Below are 16,656 nucleotides of genomic sequence, written 5' to 3'. Positions count from 1 at the left end.
CTAATCGCGGCAAGGTAATATTATGTTTAAGCCTGTAGTCGCAATATGGATATTGAGTCTGGCATTGACGGGTTGTGTGACCACTGGGGATCAGGGTCGCAAGCCGGCCGATCCGCAAGCGGCGCGTGACGCCTATATTCAGCTCGGCCTGGGTTACATGCAGCAGGGCGAGACCGACAGGGCCAAGGCGCCCTTGAGTGAAGCCTTGAAGCTGGATCCGAGTTCGGCTTCGGCGCATACGGCGCTGGCACTGGTGTACCAGCAGGAGGGTGAATACCCTTCGGCGGAGAAGCATTTCCGCTCGGCGTTGCGTGTCGAGGGTGACGATCCGCGCATACTGAATAATTACGGGGCTTTTCTCCTGAGTCAGGAGCGTTTTGACGAGGCCCTTGAGCATTTCGAAAAAGCCTCCACTGATACCCTATACAGTGAGCGCTCTCGAGTGTTCGAGAATCTTGGGCTGACGCACCGAATGATGGGTAATACCGAGCAGGCGAAGGTCAGTTTCGAACGGGCATTGCGGCTTAACAGTCGTCATCCGCGATCGATGCTGGAGTTGGCCCGGTTGGAATTTCAGAAGCAGAATTACGTTCCGGCCTGGGACTATTACCGACGATTCGAGCAACTGTCTGGTCAGAATGCCGCTAGCCTTTGGCTAGGTGTGCAGCTGGCACGGCGGTTTGAAGATCATAATCGCGCAGCCAGCTATGCGCTGCAGTTGCGTCGCCTGTATCCCTCAAGCGCAGAGGCCAGAGCGCTCAAGGAGTCTGAATCCTGATGAATTCCCGCGAGCTTGACACCACTGGTAGCCAGTATTCGCAGGGAGCCCTGAATGCCGGGGCAGTATTGCGTGATGCGCGGTTGCGTCACGGATTGAGTGAAGTGGAGGTCGCTACCAGCCTGAGGCTGGCCCCAAAGATTCTGGAATACATCGAATCGGGACAGTTCGAACGCTTGCCTGGCGAAACCTTTGGGCGCGGCTACATACGTGCCTACGCTCGGCTAATGAATCTGGATGCCGATCCGCTGGTACTGGAGTACGACCGGCATATGGGGATTCAGGAACGCGAGCATGCCGTGCACGGCATCGACAAGACCGATCGCTACACCGCAGGACGCAGCAACCGGATGTGGCTGCGTCGTGGGGCGTTGATCATTTTGCTGCTGGTCGCCGGGGCGGTGTTTCTATGGTGGTACGAGAACCGCGAGGCGGCTGTCGAGGTATCGCAGCTGGACGAGCGCCAGTTTGAAGAAGTGCTGATTGACTCTCTGCCATCGCCCATCGCTTTGCCCGGTCTGCGGCACGCCGCAGGTCAGGATGTGTCGTCAAGCGAGCCTGCCATCCCGGCGTTGTTGCAGGTATCCGCGATCGAGGCTGAAACCAGTGAGGTTCAGCCGGTGGCTGAGGCAGCTGAGGCTGAGCCCGCGGCAGAGGCGACGGCCGAACCCGAATCGTCAGGCACGGTAGCCAACGGATTACATATGCGATTTAACAATTCGTGCTGGGTCCAGGTCAGTAGCGCAGAAGGCAAGGCTTTACATACCCAACTCATGCAGGCGGAGCAGTCGCTGAATATTGACCATGATGGTCCGATAGAGGTCGTCATCGGGGCCATCGAAGCCGTCTCCGCCATCGAATACCAAGGCAGCAAGCTGGATACCGCGGCCTACCGGCCAGCAGGTGTTGTCCGGCTCAAGCTGGGCCAGTAAGAGGTAACGCTCATGCACCAAGAATCACCTATCAAACGCAGAGTCTCGCGCCAGATTCGCGTGGGCTCGGTACTGGTTGGCGGTGATGCGCCGATTTCAGTGCAAAGCATGACCAACACCGAAACCTGTGATGTCGCAGCGACGGTCGACCAGATTCGTCGCCTTGAAGCCGTCGGCGCGGATATCGTCAGAGTCTCGGTGCCGAGCATGGAAGCGGCCGAGGCCTTTGGCGAGATTCGCAAGCAGGTCTCGATTGCGTTGGTCGCCGACATCCATTTTGACTACAAGATCGCGCTGCGGGTGGCAGACCTGGGTGTGGATTGTCTGCGTATCAATCCGGGCAATATCGGCCGGGAAGACCGGGTCCGCGCCGTCGTGGATGCAGCGCGGCATAACGGCATACCGATCCGTATCGGCGTGAATGCCGGCTCGCTGGAAAAGGACCTGCAGAAGAAATACGGCGAACCTACCCCTGCAGCGCTGGTTGAATCGGCGCTGCGTAATGTGGACTTCCTCGACAAGTTGGACTTTCAGGATTTCAAGGTCAGCGTCAAGGCCTCGGATGTGTTCATGGCGGTGGGTGCTTACCGCCTGCTCGCGCAGCAGATCGAGCAGCCACTGCATCTGGGTATCACCGAAGCCGGCGGCCTGCGCTCGGGTACGGTGAAGTCTGCGGTAGGCCTCGGCATGCTGCTCGCTGAAGGGATTGGCGACACCATTCGCATCTCCCTTGCGGCGGACCCGATTGAAGAAATCAAGGTCGGATTCGATATCCTCAAGTCGCTGCGCTTGCGTTCCCGGGGTATCAATTTCATTGCCTGCCCGAGTTGCTCGCGGCAGAACTTCGACGTGGTCAAGACCATGAACGAACTCGAAGCCCGGCTTGAGGACGTTGTGGTCCCGCTGGACGTCGCGGTGATCGGTTGCGTGGTCAATGGCCCGGGCGAGGCGCGCGAAGCCGATATCGGGCTGACCGGTGGCTCGCCGAACAATCTGGTCTATGTCGATGGTTCCCCCAGCACCAAACTGGTCAATGAAGGTCTGGTAGACCGTCTGGAATCGATGATTCGTGACAAAATTGCCGCCAAACAAGCACTGGATGCCAATACCATCATCCGCGGCTGATTAAGGAAATAAGCTTTGAAGACCCTGCAAGCCGTGCGCGGCATGAACGATATTCTGCCCGCCGACAGCGCCCTGTGGCAGTACTTTGAACGTACCGTGGCGGACCTGCTCTCGGGCTACGGTTACCAGCAGATCCGTCTGCCGATTGTAGAGCCGACGGAGTTGTTCAAACGCTCGATCGGCGAAGTCACTGACATCGTCGAGAAGGAAATGTATACCTTTGCCGACCGTAACGGTGACTCGCTCACGCTACGTCCGGAAGGCACTGCAGGTTGCGTTCGGGCGATGCTCGAACATGGGCTGCTGGGTGGCGGCGTCAGTCACAAGGTCTGGTACACAGGCCCGATGTTTCGCCATGAGCGCCCACAGAAAGGCCGCTATCGCCAGTTTCACCAGATTGGAGTGGAAACCTTCAACCTCAGCGGTCCGGACATCGACGCCGAGCTGATCATTCTCAGCTGGCGGCTCTGGCAGAAACTCGGTCTGGCGGAAGCGGTGACTCTGGAGCTCAACAGTCTGGGCAGTTCTGAAGACCGCGCGCGCTACCGTGAGGCGCTGGTCGAGTATCTGCAAGCCCGGTTCGAGCAGCTGGACGAGGATAGCCAACGTCGGCTCGAGACCAACCCGCTGCGGGTGCTCGATAGCAAGAACCCGCAGACGCAGGCGTTGCTTGTTGATGCGCCGAAGCTCGCCGATTATCTGAACGACGAAGCGCAGCAGCATTTTGCGGGCCTGCGGGCACTGCTGGATGCGGCAGGTGTGCCCTATGTCATCAACCCACGGCTGGTCCGCGGACTGGATTATTATGGCCTCACGGTATTCGAATGGGTGACTGACAAGCTCGGCGCGCAAGGTACGGTATGTGCCGGCGGTCGGTATGACGGCCTGGTTGAACAGCTCGGCGGCAAGCCGGCGCCTGCGGTCGGTTTTGCCATGGGGATCGAGCGCCTGTTGCTGCTGATCGAAACTTTGGGCAAGATCCCCGACGAGCTGGCACGCCAGGTCGACGTCTATATGGTCATGTTGGGCGAATCCGCAGCCACTGCAGGCTTCCGGCTGGCAGAACAGCTGCGTGATGCCTTGCCCGGGTTACGCCTTGTAGTGCATTGTGGCGGCGGCAGTTTCAAGAGCCAGTTCAAAAAGGCTGACAAGTCCGGCGCCCTGTATGCCTTGATTCTGGGTGAGGACGAAACCGTTGCGCAGCAAATCGGCCTCAAACCCTTGCGTGATCGCAGCGAGCAGGAAAATATCGCCTGGCAGGATCTGCCGGCGCGACTCAAACAATTGTTGTGAGCAGTACGGCAGCGCTGATTACTCGGGAAGGAGCGTAGGGTGACTAACCAGACAGAAGAAGAACAGGTAGAACGGATCAAGGAACTGTGGCGCCAGCATGGCATGCCGCTGTTGACTGGCGTAGTGCTCGCGCTAGCGGGCGTGTTTGGTTGGAACGCCTGGACCGATTATAAGGAAACTCAGTCTGCCAACGCCTCGGCGTTGTACCAGACCATGCTTGAATCAGTGCTGGGGCAGGATCCGGACAACGTGGAATCCCGCACCCGTGCCGCCGAGCTGGCGCAGCGGTTGCGTGACGAGTATCCCGATTCACGCTATTCGCGTTATGCGGCGTTGATGCAGGCACGGCTTGCAGTTGAGGCGCAAGACTTCGCCACCGCCGAGCGCTTGCTGAACGAAGTGGTCGACAATGCTGAGGATGAAGCGCTTAAGGAAGTCGCCAGACAGCGACTGGCGCGCGTACTTGGCCAGCAGGAGCGGGCCGAAGAAGCGCTTGCACTATTCGACTCAGAAGTGTCCGGGCAGTTGCTGGCCGGACGTGAAGAAATACGCGGCGATCTGCTGCTGGGCCTTGGCCGTACCGAAGAAGCCCGCGAAGCTTATCTGTCCGCGCTCCGTGCAATTCCCGATCGGCAGGCCCGCCCGCAGTTACAGCTGAAAATTGATGATCTGGCGGAGGAAGTTTAGTGAAGCTGATGTCCCGATACCTTGCCATAGGCGTGGCAGCCATTATGGTTGCCGGCTGTGGCAGTTCCGGCAAGAAAGAGCTTCCGCCTGCGGAGCTGGAAAAATTTACCGCCGAAGTTGAGCTGGAGCGTAGCTGGAAGCGCAACATCGGTGCTGGCCAGGGTGCGCTGTACAACAACCTAAAGCCAACGCTTGATGGCCTGACGCTGTATGCCGCCGATGCCAAGGGTCGTGTTATCGCAATGGACCGCGACGATGGCTCGGTTCGGTGGCAGACCAAGCTCGATGAGCGTACCTCAGGTGCGGTCGGTGCCGGTGGTGGGCGCGTATTTGTCGGCACCCTGGACGGTGAAGTAATCGTTCTGGATGAGTCCGATGGTGCTGAATTGTGGCGTGCCGAAGTCAGCAGCGAGGTGCTCGCGCCGCCGCAAACCAACGGCGATGTGGTCGTCGTGCAGACGCAGGATGACAACGTTGTTGCGCTGGATATTTCTGATGGCCAGCGCCGCTGGTTGTATGAATCCAGTCTGCCGGTGCTGACGGTGCGTGGGCATGCTACGCCCATCGTCACCCTGCAGCAGGTGTACGCCGGTTTTGCCAGTGGCAAGGTCGTTTCGCTGGCCGCCGAGAATGGCGTGCCGATCTGGGAGCAGCGCATAGCGCAGCCGCAGGGCCGTTCCGAGCTGGAACGCATGGTCGATATCGACGGTGATTTGCTATTGGATGACAGCACGCTGTACGTTGCAGCCTTTCAGGGCAACCTGGCCGCACTGAACGCTGAGTCGGGCGAGCCGCTATGGCAGACCCCCGCGTCCAGTTACGGCGGTCCGGGTACGGGTTTCGGCAGCGTCTATCTGAGCCATTCCGATGGTGCGGTCGAGGCATTCGACGCCAACCGTGCGCGCTCGTTGTGGCGTAACGAGGATCTGCTGCGGCGTAAGCTGACGGCGCCTGTCGCATTCAGCAGCTATGTGGCAGTCGCTGATTACGAAGGCTATGTGCACTTGTTGGCGCAGACTGATGGCCGTCTGGTTGGACGCATCCGCGTTGACCGTAAAGGCGTGCGGGTAGCGCCGATTGTCCAGGGCGATACGCTTTACGTGTATGGCAATAGCGGTGATCTGGTCGCGCTGAAACTGCGCTGATAGTAAAAAAGGTTATACTTTCCCGGCCGCTGCCCATTAGGGGGCAGCGGCCGTTTTGTTTTTGTCGGCACGCCAGGCGTGCGCGGAGTAATCATGGTTCCTGTAATCGCTCTGGTGGGGCGTCCCAACGTGGGAAAATCCACCCTGTTCAACCGTCTGACCAAAAGTCGTGACGCGATCGTCGCTGATATGGCCGGGCTTACCCGCGATCGTCAGTATGGTGAAGCGGTCTGGCAAGGCAAGAAGTTCATCGTAGTAGACACCGGTGGTATCAGCGGTGACGAGCAGGGCATCGATACCATCATGGCGGGCCAGTCATTGCTGGCCATTGAAGAGGCCGATGCGGTGTTGTTCCTGGTGGATGCCCAGGCCGGTCGAACTGCCGCTGACGAGATGATCGCCGAGCACCTGCGCAAGCGGGACAAGCATACCTTCCTGATTGCCAACAAGCTGGACGGCGCTCAACAGGACTCCATTGTCGGGGAATTTTCGTCCCTGGGCCTGGGCGCGCCTATTGCGATTGCTGCGGCGCATAACCGCAACATCAACCCGATGCTGGAAGCGGTGTTCGGTGATGAGGGCGTTATCGGTACCGAGCTCGATGAAAACGGCGAGCCGATCGTGCCACGCGTCGTCAAGCCGATAGGGACCAAGATTGCGATTATCGGCCGCCCCAACGTCGGCAAGTCGACACTGGTCAATCGCATGCTGGGTGAAGACCGGGTAGTGGTGTTCGACCAGGCAGGAACCACCCGCGACACCATCTATATTCCCTACCATCGACACGATAAGCCCTACACCCTGATTGATACAGCCGGGGTACGGCGTCGCGGCAAGGTGTTCGAGACCGTCGAGAAGTTCTCGGTGATCAAGGCTCTGCAGGCCATTGAAGACGCCAACGTGGTGATCTTCGTGGTGGATGCGCGCGAAGGGATTGTTGATCAGGACCTGCACCTGCTCGGCTTCGTGCTTGAGGCGGGACGTGCGTTGGTCGTCGCGGTCAACAAATGGGACGGGATGGACGAGAGCGAGAAGGACTTCGTCAAGATCGAGCTTCAGCGTCGGCTGCTCTTTACTCAATTCGCCGACCTGCATTTCATCTCGGCCTTGCATGGCAGCGGCGTAGGGCTGTTGTACAAGTCGGTCGACAAGGCGTACGAAAGCGCCATGACCAAGATTCCGACCAAGCGCATGACGGAAATTCTGGAAGCCGCTGTGGCTGAGCACCAGCCACCGCTGGTTCACGGTCGCCGGATCAAGCTGCGGTATGCGCACCTGGGTGGATCCAACCCACCGATCATCGTGATTCACGGTAACCAGATTGACTCCGTACCGCGTTCCTACACGCGATACCTGGAAAACACCTTCCGTAAAGTGTTGAAGTTGTCAGGCACGCCGATCCGGGTGGAATACAAAGGCGGTGAAAACCCCTTTGCTGATCGTAAGAACTCGCTGAGTGATCGCCAGGTCAACAAAAAACGCCGCCTGATGAGTCACCACAAGAAAGCCGAGAAGAAGCGCAAGGACAAGCGCTAACCCCCGGCGTAGCGCAGGCGCGCTACACCTCAAGGGGAAGTAGCGTGCGTCGTAATGGGTTTCCTGGGGTTGTTGAGCGCCTGCTCAACGACGGGCCCTGCCGCAGCGGAAAGCCAGGTGTAGCGCAGGCGCGCTACACCTTTAGGCTCGCATCAGGCGGCCAGTCTGGCTGCCTCGCCCAGTGCGCGGTTCAGCGCACTGAACAACGCGCGAAAGCTGGCTGTGGTCAGGTTCTCATCGATGCCGACACCATGCAGTGGCCGGCCGTTATCCAGACGTATTTCCACATAGGCAGCGGCCTTGGCATTCGTACCTGAGCCAATGGCGTGTTCGTGGTAATCCATGATCTCCAACTGGTCAGGCAGTCCGGCTACCAATGCCTCGAGGGGGCCTTTACCCAGGCCTCGCCAGTGTTGCGTGTCACCCTCGTTGAGCACTTCCACATCCACCGCGCTGGTGCCGTTCTCGTCCTGCAGACGATGTCTGATCAACGCGTACGGCGTGCTGGCCTGCAGATATTCCTGATCAAGCAACTGGTAGATCTGCCTGGCGGTCATTTCCAGCCCGAGGCGGTCTGTCTCGCGCTGCACCACCTGGCTGAACTCGATTTGCATGCGGCGCGGCAGGCTGATGCCATATTCCTGCTCAAGCAGATAGGCGATGCCACCCTTGCCGGACTGGCTGTTGACGCGGATCACGGCTTCATAGCTACGGCCAATATCCGCCGGATCGATAGGCAGATAAGGGACCTCCCAGATGCCGTTGGGATCCTGCTGGGCGAAGCCCTTGCGGATCGCGTCCTGATGCGAGCCAGAGAAGGCGGTATGCACCAGATCACCCACGTAGGGATGGCGTGGATGCACCGGTAACTGATTGCATTCCTCGACCACCTTGCGCACTGCGTCGATGTCGGAAAAGTCCAATCCGGGATGCACGCCCTGGCTATACATGTTCAGCGCCACCGTTACCAGATCCACGTTGCCGGTACGCTCGCCATTGCCGAACAGGCAGCCTTCGACGCGGTCTGCGCCGGCCATCAGGCCAAGTTCTGTAGCAGCGACTCCGGTTCCACGATCATTGTGGGTGTGCAGGCTGATCAGCACGCTGTCACGCCGATCGATATGCCTGCCGAACCACTCGATCTGGTCGGCGTAGATGTTCGGCGTGGCGGCCTCGATGGTGGCCGGTAAGTTGAGGATCAGCTTGTTGTCAGGTGTCGGCTGGAAGACTCCGATCACTGCGTTGCACACTTCTACCGCAAAATCGGTTTCGGTCGAGCTGAACACTTCCGGGGAGTACTCGAAGCGCCACTGGGTTTCCGGGCGTTCGGCGGCAATTCGGGTGATGATCTGCGCCGCGCTGACGGCAATATCCACCACGCCCGCTTTATCCTGATTAAAGACGATGCGCCGGAAGCTCGGCGCTGTGGCGTTGTAGTAGTGGATGATCGCGCGTTTGGCGCCCTTGACCGAGTCGAAGGTCCGGGTGATCAGGTCTTCGCGGGCCTGGGTCAGTACCTGGATGGTTACATCGTCAGGAATATGCCCGCCTTCGATCAGCTCGCGCACGAAGTCGAAATCGGTTTGCGAGGCAGACGGAAAGCCGACCTCGATTTCCTTGATACCGACCTGCACCAGCGTCTTGAAAAAACGCATCTTTTTCTCGGCGTCCATTGGCTCGATGAGTGACTGATTGCCGTCGCGCAAATCCGAGCTCAGCCAGATAGGCGCCTGGGTGATGGTTTGCGAAGGCCACTGACGATCCGGGATGTCCAGGGTCGGAAAGGCGCGGTAGCGGCTGGAGGGGTTATTGATCATCGGCATCTTGTGAATCCTGTTCTAGGTTGGCCTTGTGGGCCTGAAAAATAGTGTGCGCTGGGTAAGTCTGGTCGTCAGGCTCGAAGTCGCGAGCCGACCAGACGAAGGCAGGCGGTTATGCGTAATGGTTTAGAGCTAGTGTGAGCTTGCATGGCTGAAACACTACCGAGAGCAGCGATATATGGCAAGCATGTCTTGAATAAAGCAATTAATCATCGCGTCGATATGCTTTGTCGCAATAATATAGCAACTTATGCGGCGCAACGTTATGCGGATAGCGCGGACGGGCGATGGCCTGATCTTGGGTTGATCAGGCCCGATAGTTCAGGTGCCGATGGAGGTCACGCCGGGTTCGGATTCTTGTTGGGCGGTCTTGGACGTATAGGTCTCGCGCAAATCGCGCAAATCCATGCCGCTTGGGTGCTGGTACACGCGCAGCCCGAATTCCGGCAGTATCGCGAACAGATGGTCAAAGATATCGGACTGGATGCCTTCATAGGCGCCCCAGGAAACGGTATTGGTGAAGCAGTAAATCTCCAGCGGCAAGCCGTCGGCCGTCGGATTCATCTGGCGCACCATCAGTGTCATGTTCTGATGAATACCGGGATGGCTGCGCAGATAGCGATCGACATAGGCGCGGAAGGTGCCGATGTTGGTAATGCGCCGCGTATTGACCGGCTCCTTGCCTTGCTCCTCTAATGTCTGGTTCCAGGCTTCAATCTCCTCCTGCTTCTCGCTCATGTACTCCTTGAGCAGGCGGAAGCGACGTAGGTGGGCGCTTTCGTCACTGTCCAGAAAGTGCACGCTTTGCTGGTCCAGCATAACGCTGCGCTTGATGCGCCGGCCGCCACTCTCCTGCATGCCTCGCCAGTTCTTGAACGGCTCGGTGATCAACCGCTTGGTAGGAATGGTGGTGATGGTCTTGTCCCAGTTTTGTACCTTCACTGTGTGCAGCGCAATATCGATTACGTCACCGTCGGCGCTCAGTGCTGGCATCTCGATCCAGTCACCTACACGCAGAATATCGTTGGAGCTGATCTGCACGCTGGCCACCAGCGACAACAGGGTGTCCTGAAAGATCAACATGAGCACCGCGGCCATAGCGCCCAGGCCTGAGAGCAGGATCAGCGGCGAGCGGTCGATCAGCGTAGCGATCATCAGGATGGTGGCGAGCGCGTAAATCACGATGTTGACGATCTGCACGTAGCCCTTGATCGGCTTGAGATGCGCCTTGGGGCGTCGCTCGTACATGCGGTTGATCAGGGTCAGGGTGTTGGTGATGGCCAGCGCGATGGTGAGGATGATGAATGCGCTGCAGACGTTGCGTACCACTATCACCATGACTTCCGGAATACCCGGCACGACCCCGATACCCACCGACAGGATGATGGCCGGCACTACATTGGCGAGCCGGGAAATGACATGCGACTGGCGCACTTCGGAGGAACCGCTGCCCAGTGGGGTCGCTCTTATCAGGCGAATCAGTCCCCGGATCAACACCTTCTTGACTATCCAGTTGGCTACGAATGCAGCCAGGAGCAATAGCGCGAGGGCTATCATCGTGTGCAGGTGAGGGTAGTGCTCCAGCCATTCCTGAGCGCTGTTATACAGGTCGATCATGATGCTCTCGTCAGGTTCAAATACGATGGTGTCACGGCGCGAATGCGGGCAACACGAGAATAGCGTTCAGGGTGTAAAAGCGCCGATGAATATCGCCGGGTCAACACGGGCATTGTTCAGACTGACATTCCAGTGCAAATGCGGCCCCGTGGCCCGACCGGTGGCGCCGACCTTACCGACTTTTGCGCCGCGTTCCAATTCATCGCCGAGCTTCACATCAAACGCCGACAGATGGCAGAACATGCTTATCAGGCCCTGGCCGTGATCGACAAACACGGTTTTACCGTTGAAGAAATAGTCGCCTACCAGAATAACCTTGCCGGCCGCTGGCGCTTTGATCTGCGTGCCAGCAGCAGCGGCAAAATCCAGCCCCGAATGGGGGTTGCGCTCTTCGCCGTTGAAGAAGCGACGCAGACCGAAGGCGCTGGAAAGGCGTCCCTCGACCGGCCGGTCGAACAACAGGTTGCTCGGTTGCCTTGGGCTGAACGTCTGGTAGGCGCTGATCTGTTCCGCCAGTTCCCTCTGGATGCGCTTGACCCGTGTGGCGTCGGGCGTTACCTGCTGCTGGTTCTTGAGCGTGATGTGCTGCGATTCATATTCTCGGCCTGTGACCTCAAAGGGCACGCGGGTGCCGTTGGCCAGGACGATATGCTCGGTTCCAGCGGACGCGCTGAGCGGTATGCCCGCGATGGCGATCCAGCGTGCTCCATCCTCGCGAACGACGAGCAGCGGATTGCCCTGGTACTCGGCCCGGGGAGCGGTTGCTTGCTCGGGTAAAGCGATCACTGCCACACCGCCTGGTACCGGTTTATCCAGTAGCCGCGTGATGAAGCCTTCCGCCAGTGCCGGGAGGCTCAGGCAAGTCAATAAACACACTATGGTCAGTTTGCGGATCATGGTTAGTCTAATAAGGAGAGAGTGTGGGGTGTGGCAAGGTCTGCCTCCACCCGTACGGCCAGACGCCCGTCACTGAGGCGCGCTTCAAGACGCTGGCCCGGTTGCGCATCCATATGACTACGCACCGCGCGGCCATGCTCGTCGAGCAGGATACTGTAGCCGCGGCCCAGGGTCGCCAGTGGACTGACCAGGTGTAGAGTCTGGCTCTGTGTGCCCAGTTGCTGGCGTCGAAATTCCAGAGATTGGTGCATCGCCCGCGGCAGCCGTTGATCCAGATGATCCAGGCGCTGGCGTAACAGGGTGAGCATTTGCCCAGGGTGCTGAGACTGCAGTCGGCTCTGCAAGCGCTCGAACCGTTGGGTAAAGCGCAACTGCTGCTGCATCTGGGCGCGGCGTAAGCGTACCTCCAGATCATCCAGCTTCTGCGCCTGCTGCGCGAGTCGCTCGCCGGGATGCCGCAGGCGCTTGCGCAGATTATCCAGGGTGGCCTGTTCGCGACTGAGGTGAGCGCGCATGCTTTGGCGCAGTTGGCGTTGCACCCGTTCGAGCTGCAACAGCATCGCTTGCTGATCGGGGCTCAGCAGCTCGGCGGCAGCGGAAGGGGTAGGGGTCCGCACGTCGGCGACAAAGTCACTGATCGACACGTCCGTTTCATGGCCCACCGCGCATACGGTTGGCGTAACACAGGCATGCAGGGCGCGGGCGACGGTTTCCTCATTGAACGGCCAGAGATCTTCCAGCGAGCCGCCGCCACGGGCCATGATTAGCGCATCAAAGCCGCTGCGGTCTGCGAGCTGCAAGGCCTTGACGATCTGCGGTGCGGCGTCCCGGCCCTGCACCGGTGTCGGTATGATAACCAGCTCAACAAAGGGGGCGCGGCGGCCAAAGACGCTGATGATGTCACGTACGGCAGCCCCGCTGGGTGAGGTGATTACGCCAATGCGCCGTGGATGAGTCGGCAACGCACGTTTACTGCCTGCATCGAACAATCCCTCGTCCTGTAGCTTGGCCTTGAGCGCCTCGAATGCCTGGCGTAACGCGCCGTCTCCGGCCGGCTCGATACTGTCGAGTATTAACTGATAGTCGCCTCGGCCTTCGTACAGACTGACCCGGCCGCGGGCGCGGATCAGCAACCCGTCGCGCAGGTCCACGCGGACCCGGGCCGCATGCTGGCGGAACAGGGCGCAGCGCACCTGGGCTTTGCTGTCCTTGAGGGTGAAGTACATGTGACCGGATGAAGGCCGCGACAGGTTGGACAGTTCGCCCTCAACCCAGATGCGCGGGAATACCTCCTCGAGCAGGCTGCGCGCGCGCGCGTTGAGCTGGCTGACGGTCAGGACTTCGCGCTCGGTGTTCAGGCGCTGGAATATGGCATTGTCATTCATCGGTGCATCTTAACGCGGGAACACCGTGGGTGGTAACAGGATTAAATCGTCCCGCTGAGTGATTCCAATTGAGTGCGGTCCACCTGATAGGTATAATGACGCGCTTCCATTTTCCCGCTCGGGAGCCTCCGTAATGCTGCGAATAAGCCAAGAAGCCCTTACCTTCGATGATGTTTTGTTGGTGCCAGGTTATTCTGAAGTACTGCCCAATGATGTCAGCCTCAAGACCCGGCTTACCCGGCGTATCGAACTGAATATTCCGCTGCTGTCTGCTGCCATGGATACCGTAACCGAAGCCCGGTTGGCGATTGCCATGGCCCAGGAAGGAGGCATGGGGATCATCCACAAGAACATGACCATCGACCAGCAGGCTGCCGAAGTCCGCAAGGTCAAGAAGTACGAATCCGGTGTGGTCAAGGATCCGATTACCATTGATGCCAGCGCCACCGTTGGGGAGCTGCTCGAGCTGACGCGTCAGCACAGCTTCTCCGGCGTACCGGTGCTGTCCGATGGCGGCCTGGTGGGCATTGTCACCGCCCGTGACGTGCGCTTTGAAACCCGTATGGATGCGCTGATCAGCGATGTCATGACACCCAAGCACAAGCTGGTGACAGTCAAGGAAGGGGTCAGCGCCGCCGAGGTCCGCGAGCTGCTGCATCGCCATCGGATCGAGAAGGTTCTGATCGTTGATGACGCCTTTCATCTCAAGGGCATGATGACCGTCAAGGACATCGAAAAGGCCCGCGCCTATCCCAATGCCGCCAAGGATGATCAAGGCCGTTTGTTGGTCGGCGCCGCAGTCGGCACCGGTCAGGAAACCGCTGATCGGGTCACTGCACTGGTTGCCGCCGGCGTTGACGTGGTGGTGGTTGACACGGCCCACGGCCATTCCAAAGGCGTAATCGACCGCGTTCGTTGGGTAAAAGAAAACTTTCCCGAGATCCAGGTCATTGGCGGCAACATCGCTACGGGCGCAGCCGCGCTGGCGCTGGCCGAAGCCGGTGCTGATGCGGTCAAGGTGGGTATTGGCCCAGGCTCCATCTGCACTACGCGTATCGTCGCAGGCGTGGGTGTACCGCAGATGTCGGCGATTGCCGACGTCGCTGCGGCGCTGAAAGGCATGGACATACCCCTGATTGCCGACGGCGGCATCCGCTTCTCGGGTGATCTGTCCAAAGCCATCGCCGCCGGTGCTTCAATGGTGATGATGGGCTCGATGTTCGCCGGTACTGAAGAGGCGCCAGGGGAAATCGAACTTTTCCAAGGCCGCTCCTACAAGGCGTATCGCGGCATGGGCTCGATGGGTGCCATGGCTCAGAGCCAGGGTTCATCTGACCGTTACTTCCAGGACTCCAGCGCTGGCGCTGAAAAACTCGTGCCTGAGGGTATTGAAGGTCGCGTGCCATACAAAGGGTCGCTTGGCGCCATCATCCATCAGCTGATGGGCGGGCTGCGAGCATCCATGGGCTACACTGGCAGCGCCTCGATCGAGGAGATGCGCACCAAGCCTGAGTTCGTTCGGATCACCGGAGCGGGCATGAGCGAATCCCACGTCCATGACGTGCAGATCACCAAGGAAGCACCCAATTACCGGGTAGGGTGATCGGACCGATCCTGCTCGCGGTCAAGGCTGCGGCAGGGTCGCTGATATTCCAGCATTCAAGGTGCCGGGAGCGGGCAGCGGAGCACGAAAACCTTACTTCGGCTCTGCTACCGGCTTCCGGCTTTTAGCTACACGCTCTTTCCGAAGGAAAGCCCATGATTCACGATATTCACGCGCACCGGATCCTGATCCTCGATTTCGGCTCCCAGTACACCCAGTTGATCGCCCGCCGCGTCCGCGAGATCGGGGTCTACTGCGAAATTCGCGCCTGGGATATGGACGAAGCGGACATTCGTGCGTACGCACCCAAGGGCATCATCCTGGCTGGCGGACCGGAATCCGTGCCGAACGAAGGCTCGCCGCGCGCGCCACAGGTCGTGTACGAGTTGGGTGTGCCGGTGCTGGGTATCTGCTATGGCATGCAAACCATGGCCGCGCAGCTGGGCGGCAGCGTCAAGGGTTCCGACAAGCAGGAATTTGGCTACGCGCGGGTCGACATCGTGGGCAAGAGTGCCCTGCTGGACGGTATCGAAGATCACGTTGACGCCGATGGCGTCTTCGGCCTTGACGTCTGGATGAGCCACGGTGACAAGGTCATGGACCTGCCTGAAGGCTTTCATATCATTGCCAGCACGCCCAGTTGCCCCATTGCTGCAATGGGTGATGAGAACCGGCACTTCTACGGCGTGCAGTTTCACCCTGAAGTAACCCATACCAAGCAGGGCTTGCGTCTGATGTCGCGCTTTCTGCTTGAGCTGTGTGGCTGTGAAGCCCTGTGGACACCCTCCAACATTGTTGATGACGCCATCGCTACCGTCCGCGCTCAGGTCGGTGATGCCAAGGTGCTGCTCGGGCTATCCGGCGGGGTAGATTCATCCGTTGTCGCTGCGTTGCTGCATAAGGCGATCGGTGATCAGCTGACCTGCGTATTCGTCGACAATGGCTTGCTGCGATTGCACGAAGGCGATCAGGTCATGGCCATGTTCGCCGAGAACATGGGCGTGAAGGTGATTCGCGTCGACGCCGAGAACATGTTCCTGTCCAGGTTGCTGGGCGTTACCGACCCGGAAGAGAAGCGCAAGATCATTGGTCGCAGCTTCATCGAGGTCTTTGACCAGGAAGCAACCAAGCTGGAAGGCATCCGCTTCCTGGCCCAGGGCACCATCTATCCCGATGTGATCGAGTCCGCTGGCGCCAAGACCGGCAAGGCCCATGTGATCAAGTCTCACCATAATGTCGGTGGTCTGCCGGACGATATGGCGTTTGATCTGGTTGAGCCGCTGCGTGAACTGTTCAAGGACGAGGTGCGCAAGATCGGTCTGGAGCTCGGGTTACCCTTCGATATGGTTTACCGCCATCCGTTTCCAGGCCCGGGTCTGGGCGTGCGGATTCTGGCCGAGGTACGCAAGGAGTACGCGGAAATCCTGCGTCGCGCCGATCATATCTTTATCGAAGAGCTGCGCCGGGCTGATCTCTATCAGAAAACCAGCCAGGCCTTTGCGGTCTTCCTGCCCGTGCGTTCGGTCGGCGTGGTTGGCGATGCCCGTCGTTATGAATGGGTGATCGCACTGCGTGCAGTGGAAACCATCGACTTCATGACGGCGCGCTGGGCGCATCTGCCCTACGAGTTCCTGGAGCTGGTATCCAACCGCATCATCAATGAAATCAGCGGTGTATCGCGCGTTACCTACGATATCTCCAGCAAGCCACCGGCGACCATCGAGTGGGAATAGATACGCGCCCGGGCCTGACAGACAGCATCAGGTAGCAATGCGAAAACCCGGCAAATAGCCGGGTTTTTTGTTTCTGCAGGCATCTGGGTGTTTCAGTCTGGGTGT

At 59.2% G+C, this 16,656-nt stretch carries 13 protein-coding genes; 9 read left to right on the top strand and 4 right to left on the bottom strand.

Annotated features, from left to right (window positions below; genetic code table 11):
- The first annotated feature begins 22 nt into the window (after window positions 1-22).
- From pilW to der, 7 genes are all read left to right on the top strand, one after another.
- Complete coding sequence (pilW, locus tag FHK95_RS03695) at window positions 23-778, top strand: type IV pilus biogenesis/stability protein PilW (RefSeq protein WP_150303242.1); 756 nt, start codon at window positions 23-25, stop codon at window positions 776-778.
- Window positions 778-1,710 (top strand): RodZ domain-containing protein, encoded by a 933-nt coding sequence (locus FHK95_RS03690; RefSeq protein ID WP_150303241.1) that lies wholly within the window; start codon window positions 778-780, stop codon window positions 1,708-1,710. The genes pilW and FHK95_RS03690 overlap by 1 nt, the downstream gene beginning before the upstream one ends.
- Window positions 1,711-1,722: 12 nt before the next feature.
- Window positions 1,723-2,835, top strand: a complete 1,113-nt coding sequence (gene ispG / locus FHK95_RS03685) for a flavodoxin-dependent (E)-4-hydroxy-3-methylbut-2-enyl-diphosphate synthase (RefSeq protein ID WP_150303240.1) — start codon at window positions 1,723-1,725, stop codon at window positions 2,833-2,835.
- A 15-nt stretch (window positions 2,836-2,850) separates the two neighbouring features.
- Window positions 2,851-4,128, top strand: coding sequence for a histidine--tRNA ligase (gene hisS, locus FHK95_RS03680; RefSeq protein ID WP_268977541.1), 1,278 nt, complete (start codon window positions 2,851-2,853; stop codon window positions 4,126-4,128).
- Window positions 4,129-4,167: 39 nt separating this feature from the next.
- Entirely contained in the window at window positions 4,168-4,815 is a 648-nt protein-coding gene (locus tag FHK95_RS03675) for a YfgM family protein (RefSeq protein ID WP_150303239.1), read from the top strand.
- A gap of 8 nt (window positions 4,816-4,823) precedes the next feature.
- The gene (gene bamB / locus FHK95_RS03670; protein ID WP_150303309.1) at window positions 4,824-5,960 is read left to right on the top strand and encodes an outer membrane protein assembly factor BamB; all 1,137 of its coding nucleotides are present in this window, start codon (window positions 4,824-4,826) and stop codon (window positions 5,958-5,960) included.
- A 93-nt stretch (window positions 5,961-6,053) separates the two neighbouring features.
- Complete coding sequence (der, locus tag FHK95_RS03665) at window positions 6,054-7,496, top strand: ribosome biogenesis GTPase Der (RefSeq protein ID WP_150303238.1); 1,443 nt, start codon at window positions 6,054-6,056, stop codon at window positions 7,494-7,496.
- Window positions 7,497-7,648: 152 nt separating this feature from the next.
- Here the strand turns inward: der and leuA are convergent, their stop codons facing one another.
- The 4 genes from leuA to xseA form a co-directional block, all read right to left on the bottom strand.
- On the bottom strand, window positions 7,649-9,319 hold the full coding sequence (gene leuA, locus FHK95_RS03660; protein ID WP_150303237.1) for a 2-isopropylmalate synthase: 1,671 nt from the start codon (window positions 9,317-9,319) through the stop codon (window positions 7,649-7,651).
- A gap of 318 nt (window positions 9,320-9,637) precedes the next feature.
- Window positions 9,638-10,933: a mechanosensitive ion channel family protein gene (locus FHK95_RS03655; RefSeq protein WP_150303236.1), complete on the bottom strand. Its 1,296-nt coding sequence runs from the start codon at window positions 10,931-10,933 to the stop codon at window positions 9,638-9,640.
- A 66-nt stretch (window positions 10,934-10,999) separates the two neighbouring features.
- Complete coding sequence (locus FHK95_RS03650; RefSeq protein WP_150303235.1) at window positions 11,000-11,830, bottom strand: peptidoglycan DD-metalloendopeptidase family protein; 831 nt, start codon at window positions 11,828-11,830, stop codon at window positions 11,000-11,002.
- Between the two features lie 2 nt (window positions 11,831-11,832).
- On the bottom strand, window positions 11,833-13,215 hold the full coding sequence (xseA, locus tag FHK95_RS03645) for an exodeoxyribonuclease VII large subunit (RefSeq protein WP_150303234.1): 1,383 nt from the start codon (window positions 13,213-13,215) through the stop codon (window positions 11,833-11,835).
- Between the two features lie 133 nt (window positions 13,216-13,348).
- Here xseA and guaB point away from each other — a divergent pair, with 133 nt between their 5' ends.
- Both guaB and guaA read left to right on the top strand, forming a co-directional pair.
- The gene (guaB, locus tag FHK95_RS03640; protein WP_150303233.1) at window positions 13,349-14,818 is read left to right on the top strand and encodes an IMP dehydrogenase; all 1,470 of its coding nucleotides are present in this window, start codon (window positions 13,349-13,351) and stop codon (window positions 14,816-14,818) included.
- Window positions 14,819-14,973: 155 nt separating this feature from the next.
- Window positions 14,974-16,551 (top strand): glutamine-hydrolyzing GMP synthase, encoded by a 1,578-nt coding sequence (gene guaA, locus FHK95_RS03635; protein WP_150303232.1) that lies wholly within the window; start codon window positions 14,974-14,976, stop codon window positions 16,549-16,551.
- The last annotated feature ends 105 nt before the right edge of the window (window positions 16,552-16,656 follow it).

This window comes from Pseudomonas saliphila (genome assembly GCF_008638345.1).
In the GTDB taxonomy this organism is placed as follows: Bacteria; Pseudomonadota; Gammaproteobacteria; order Pseudomonadales; family Pseudomonadaceae; genus Halopseudomonas; species Halopseudomonas saliphila.
Note: the sequence above shows the minus strand (reverse complement) of the source record. Positions and strands in the feature narration are given on the sequence as shown.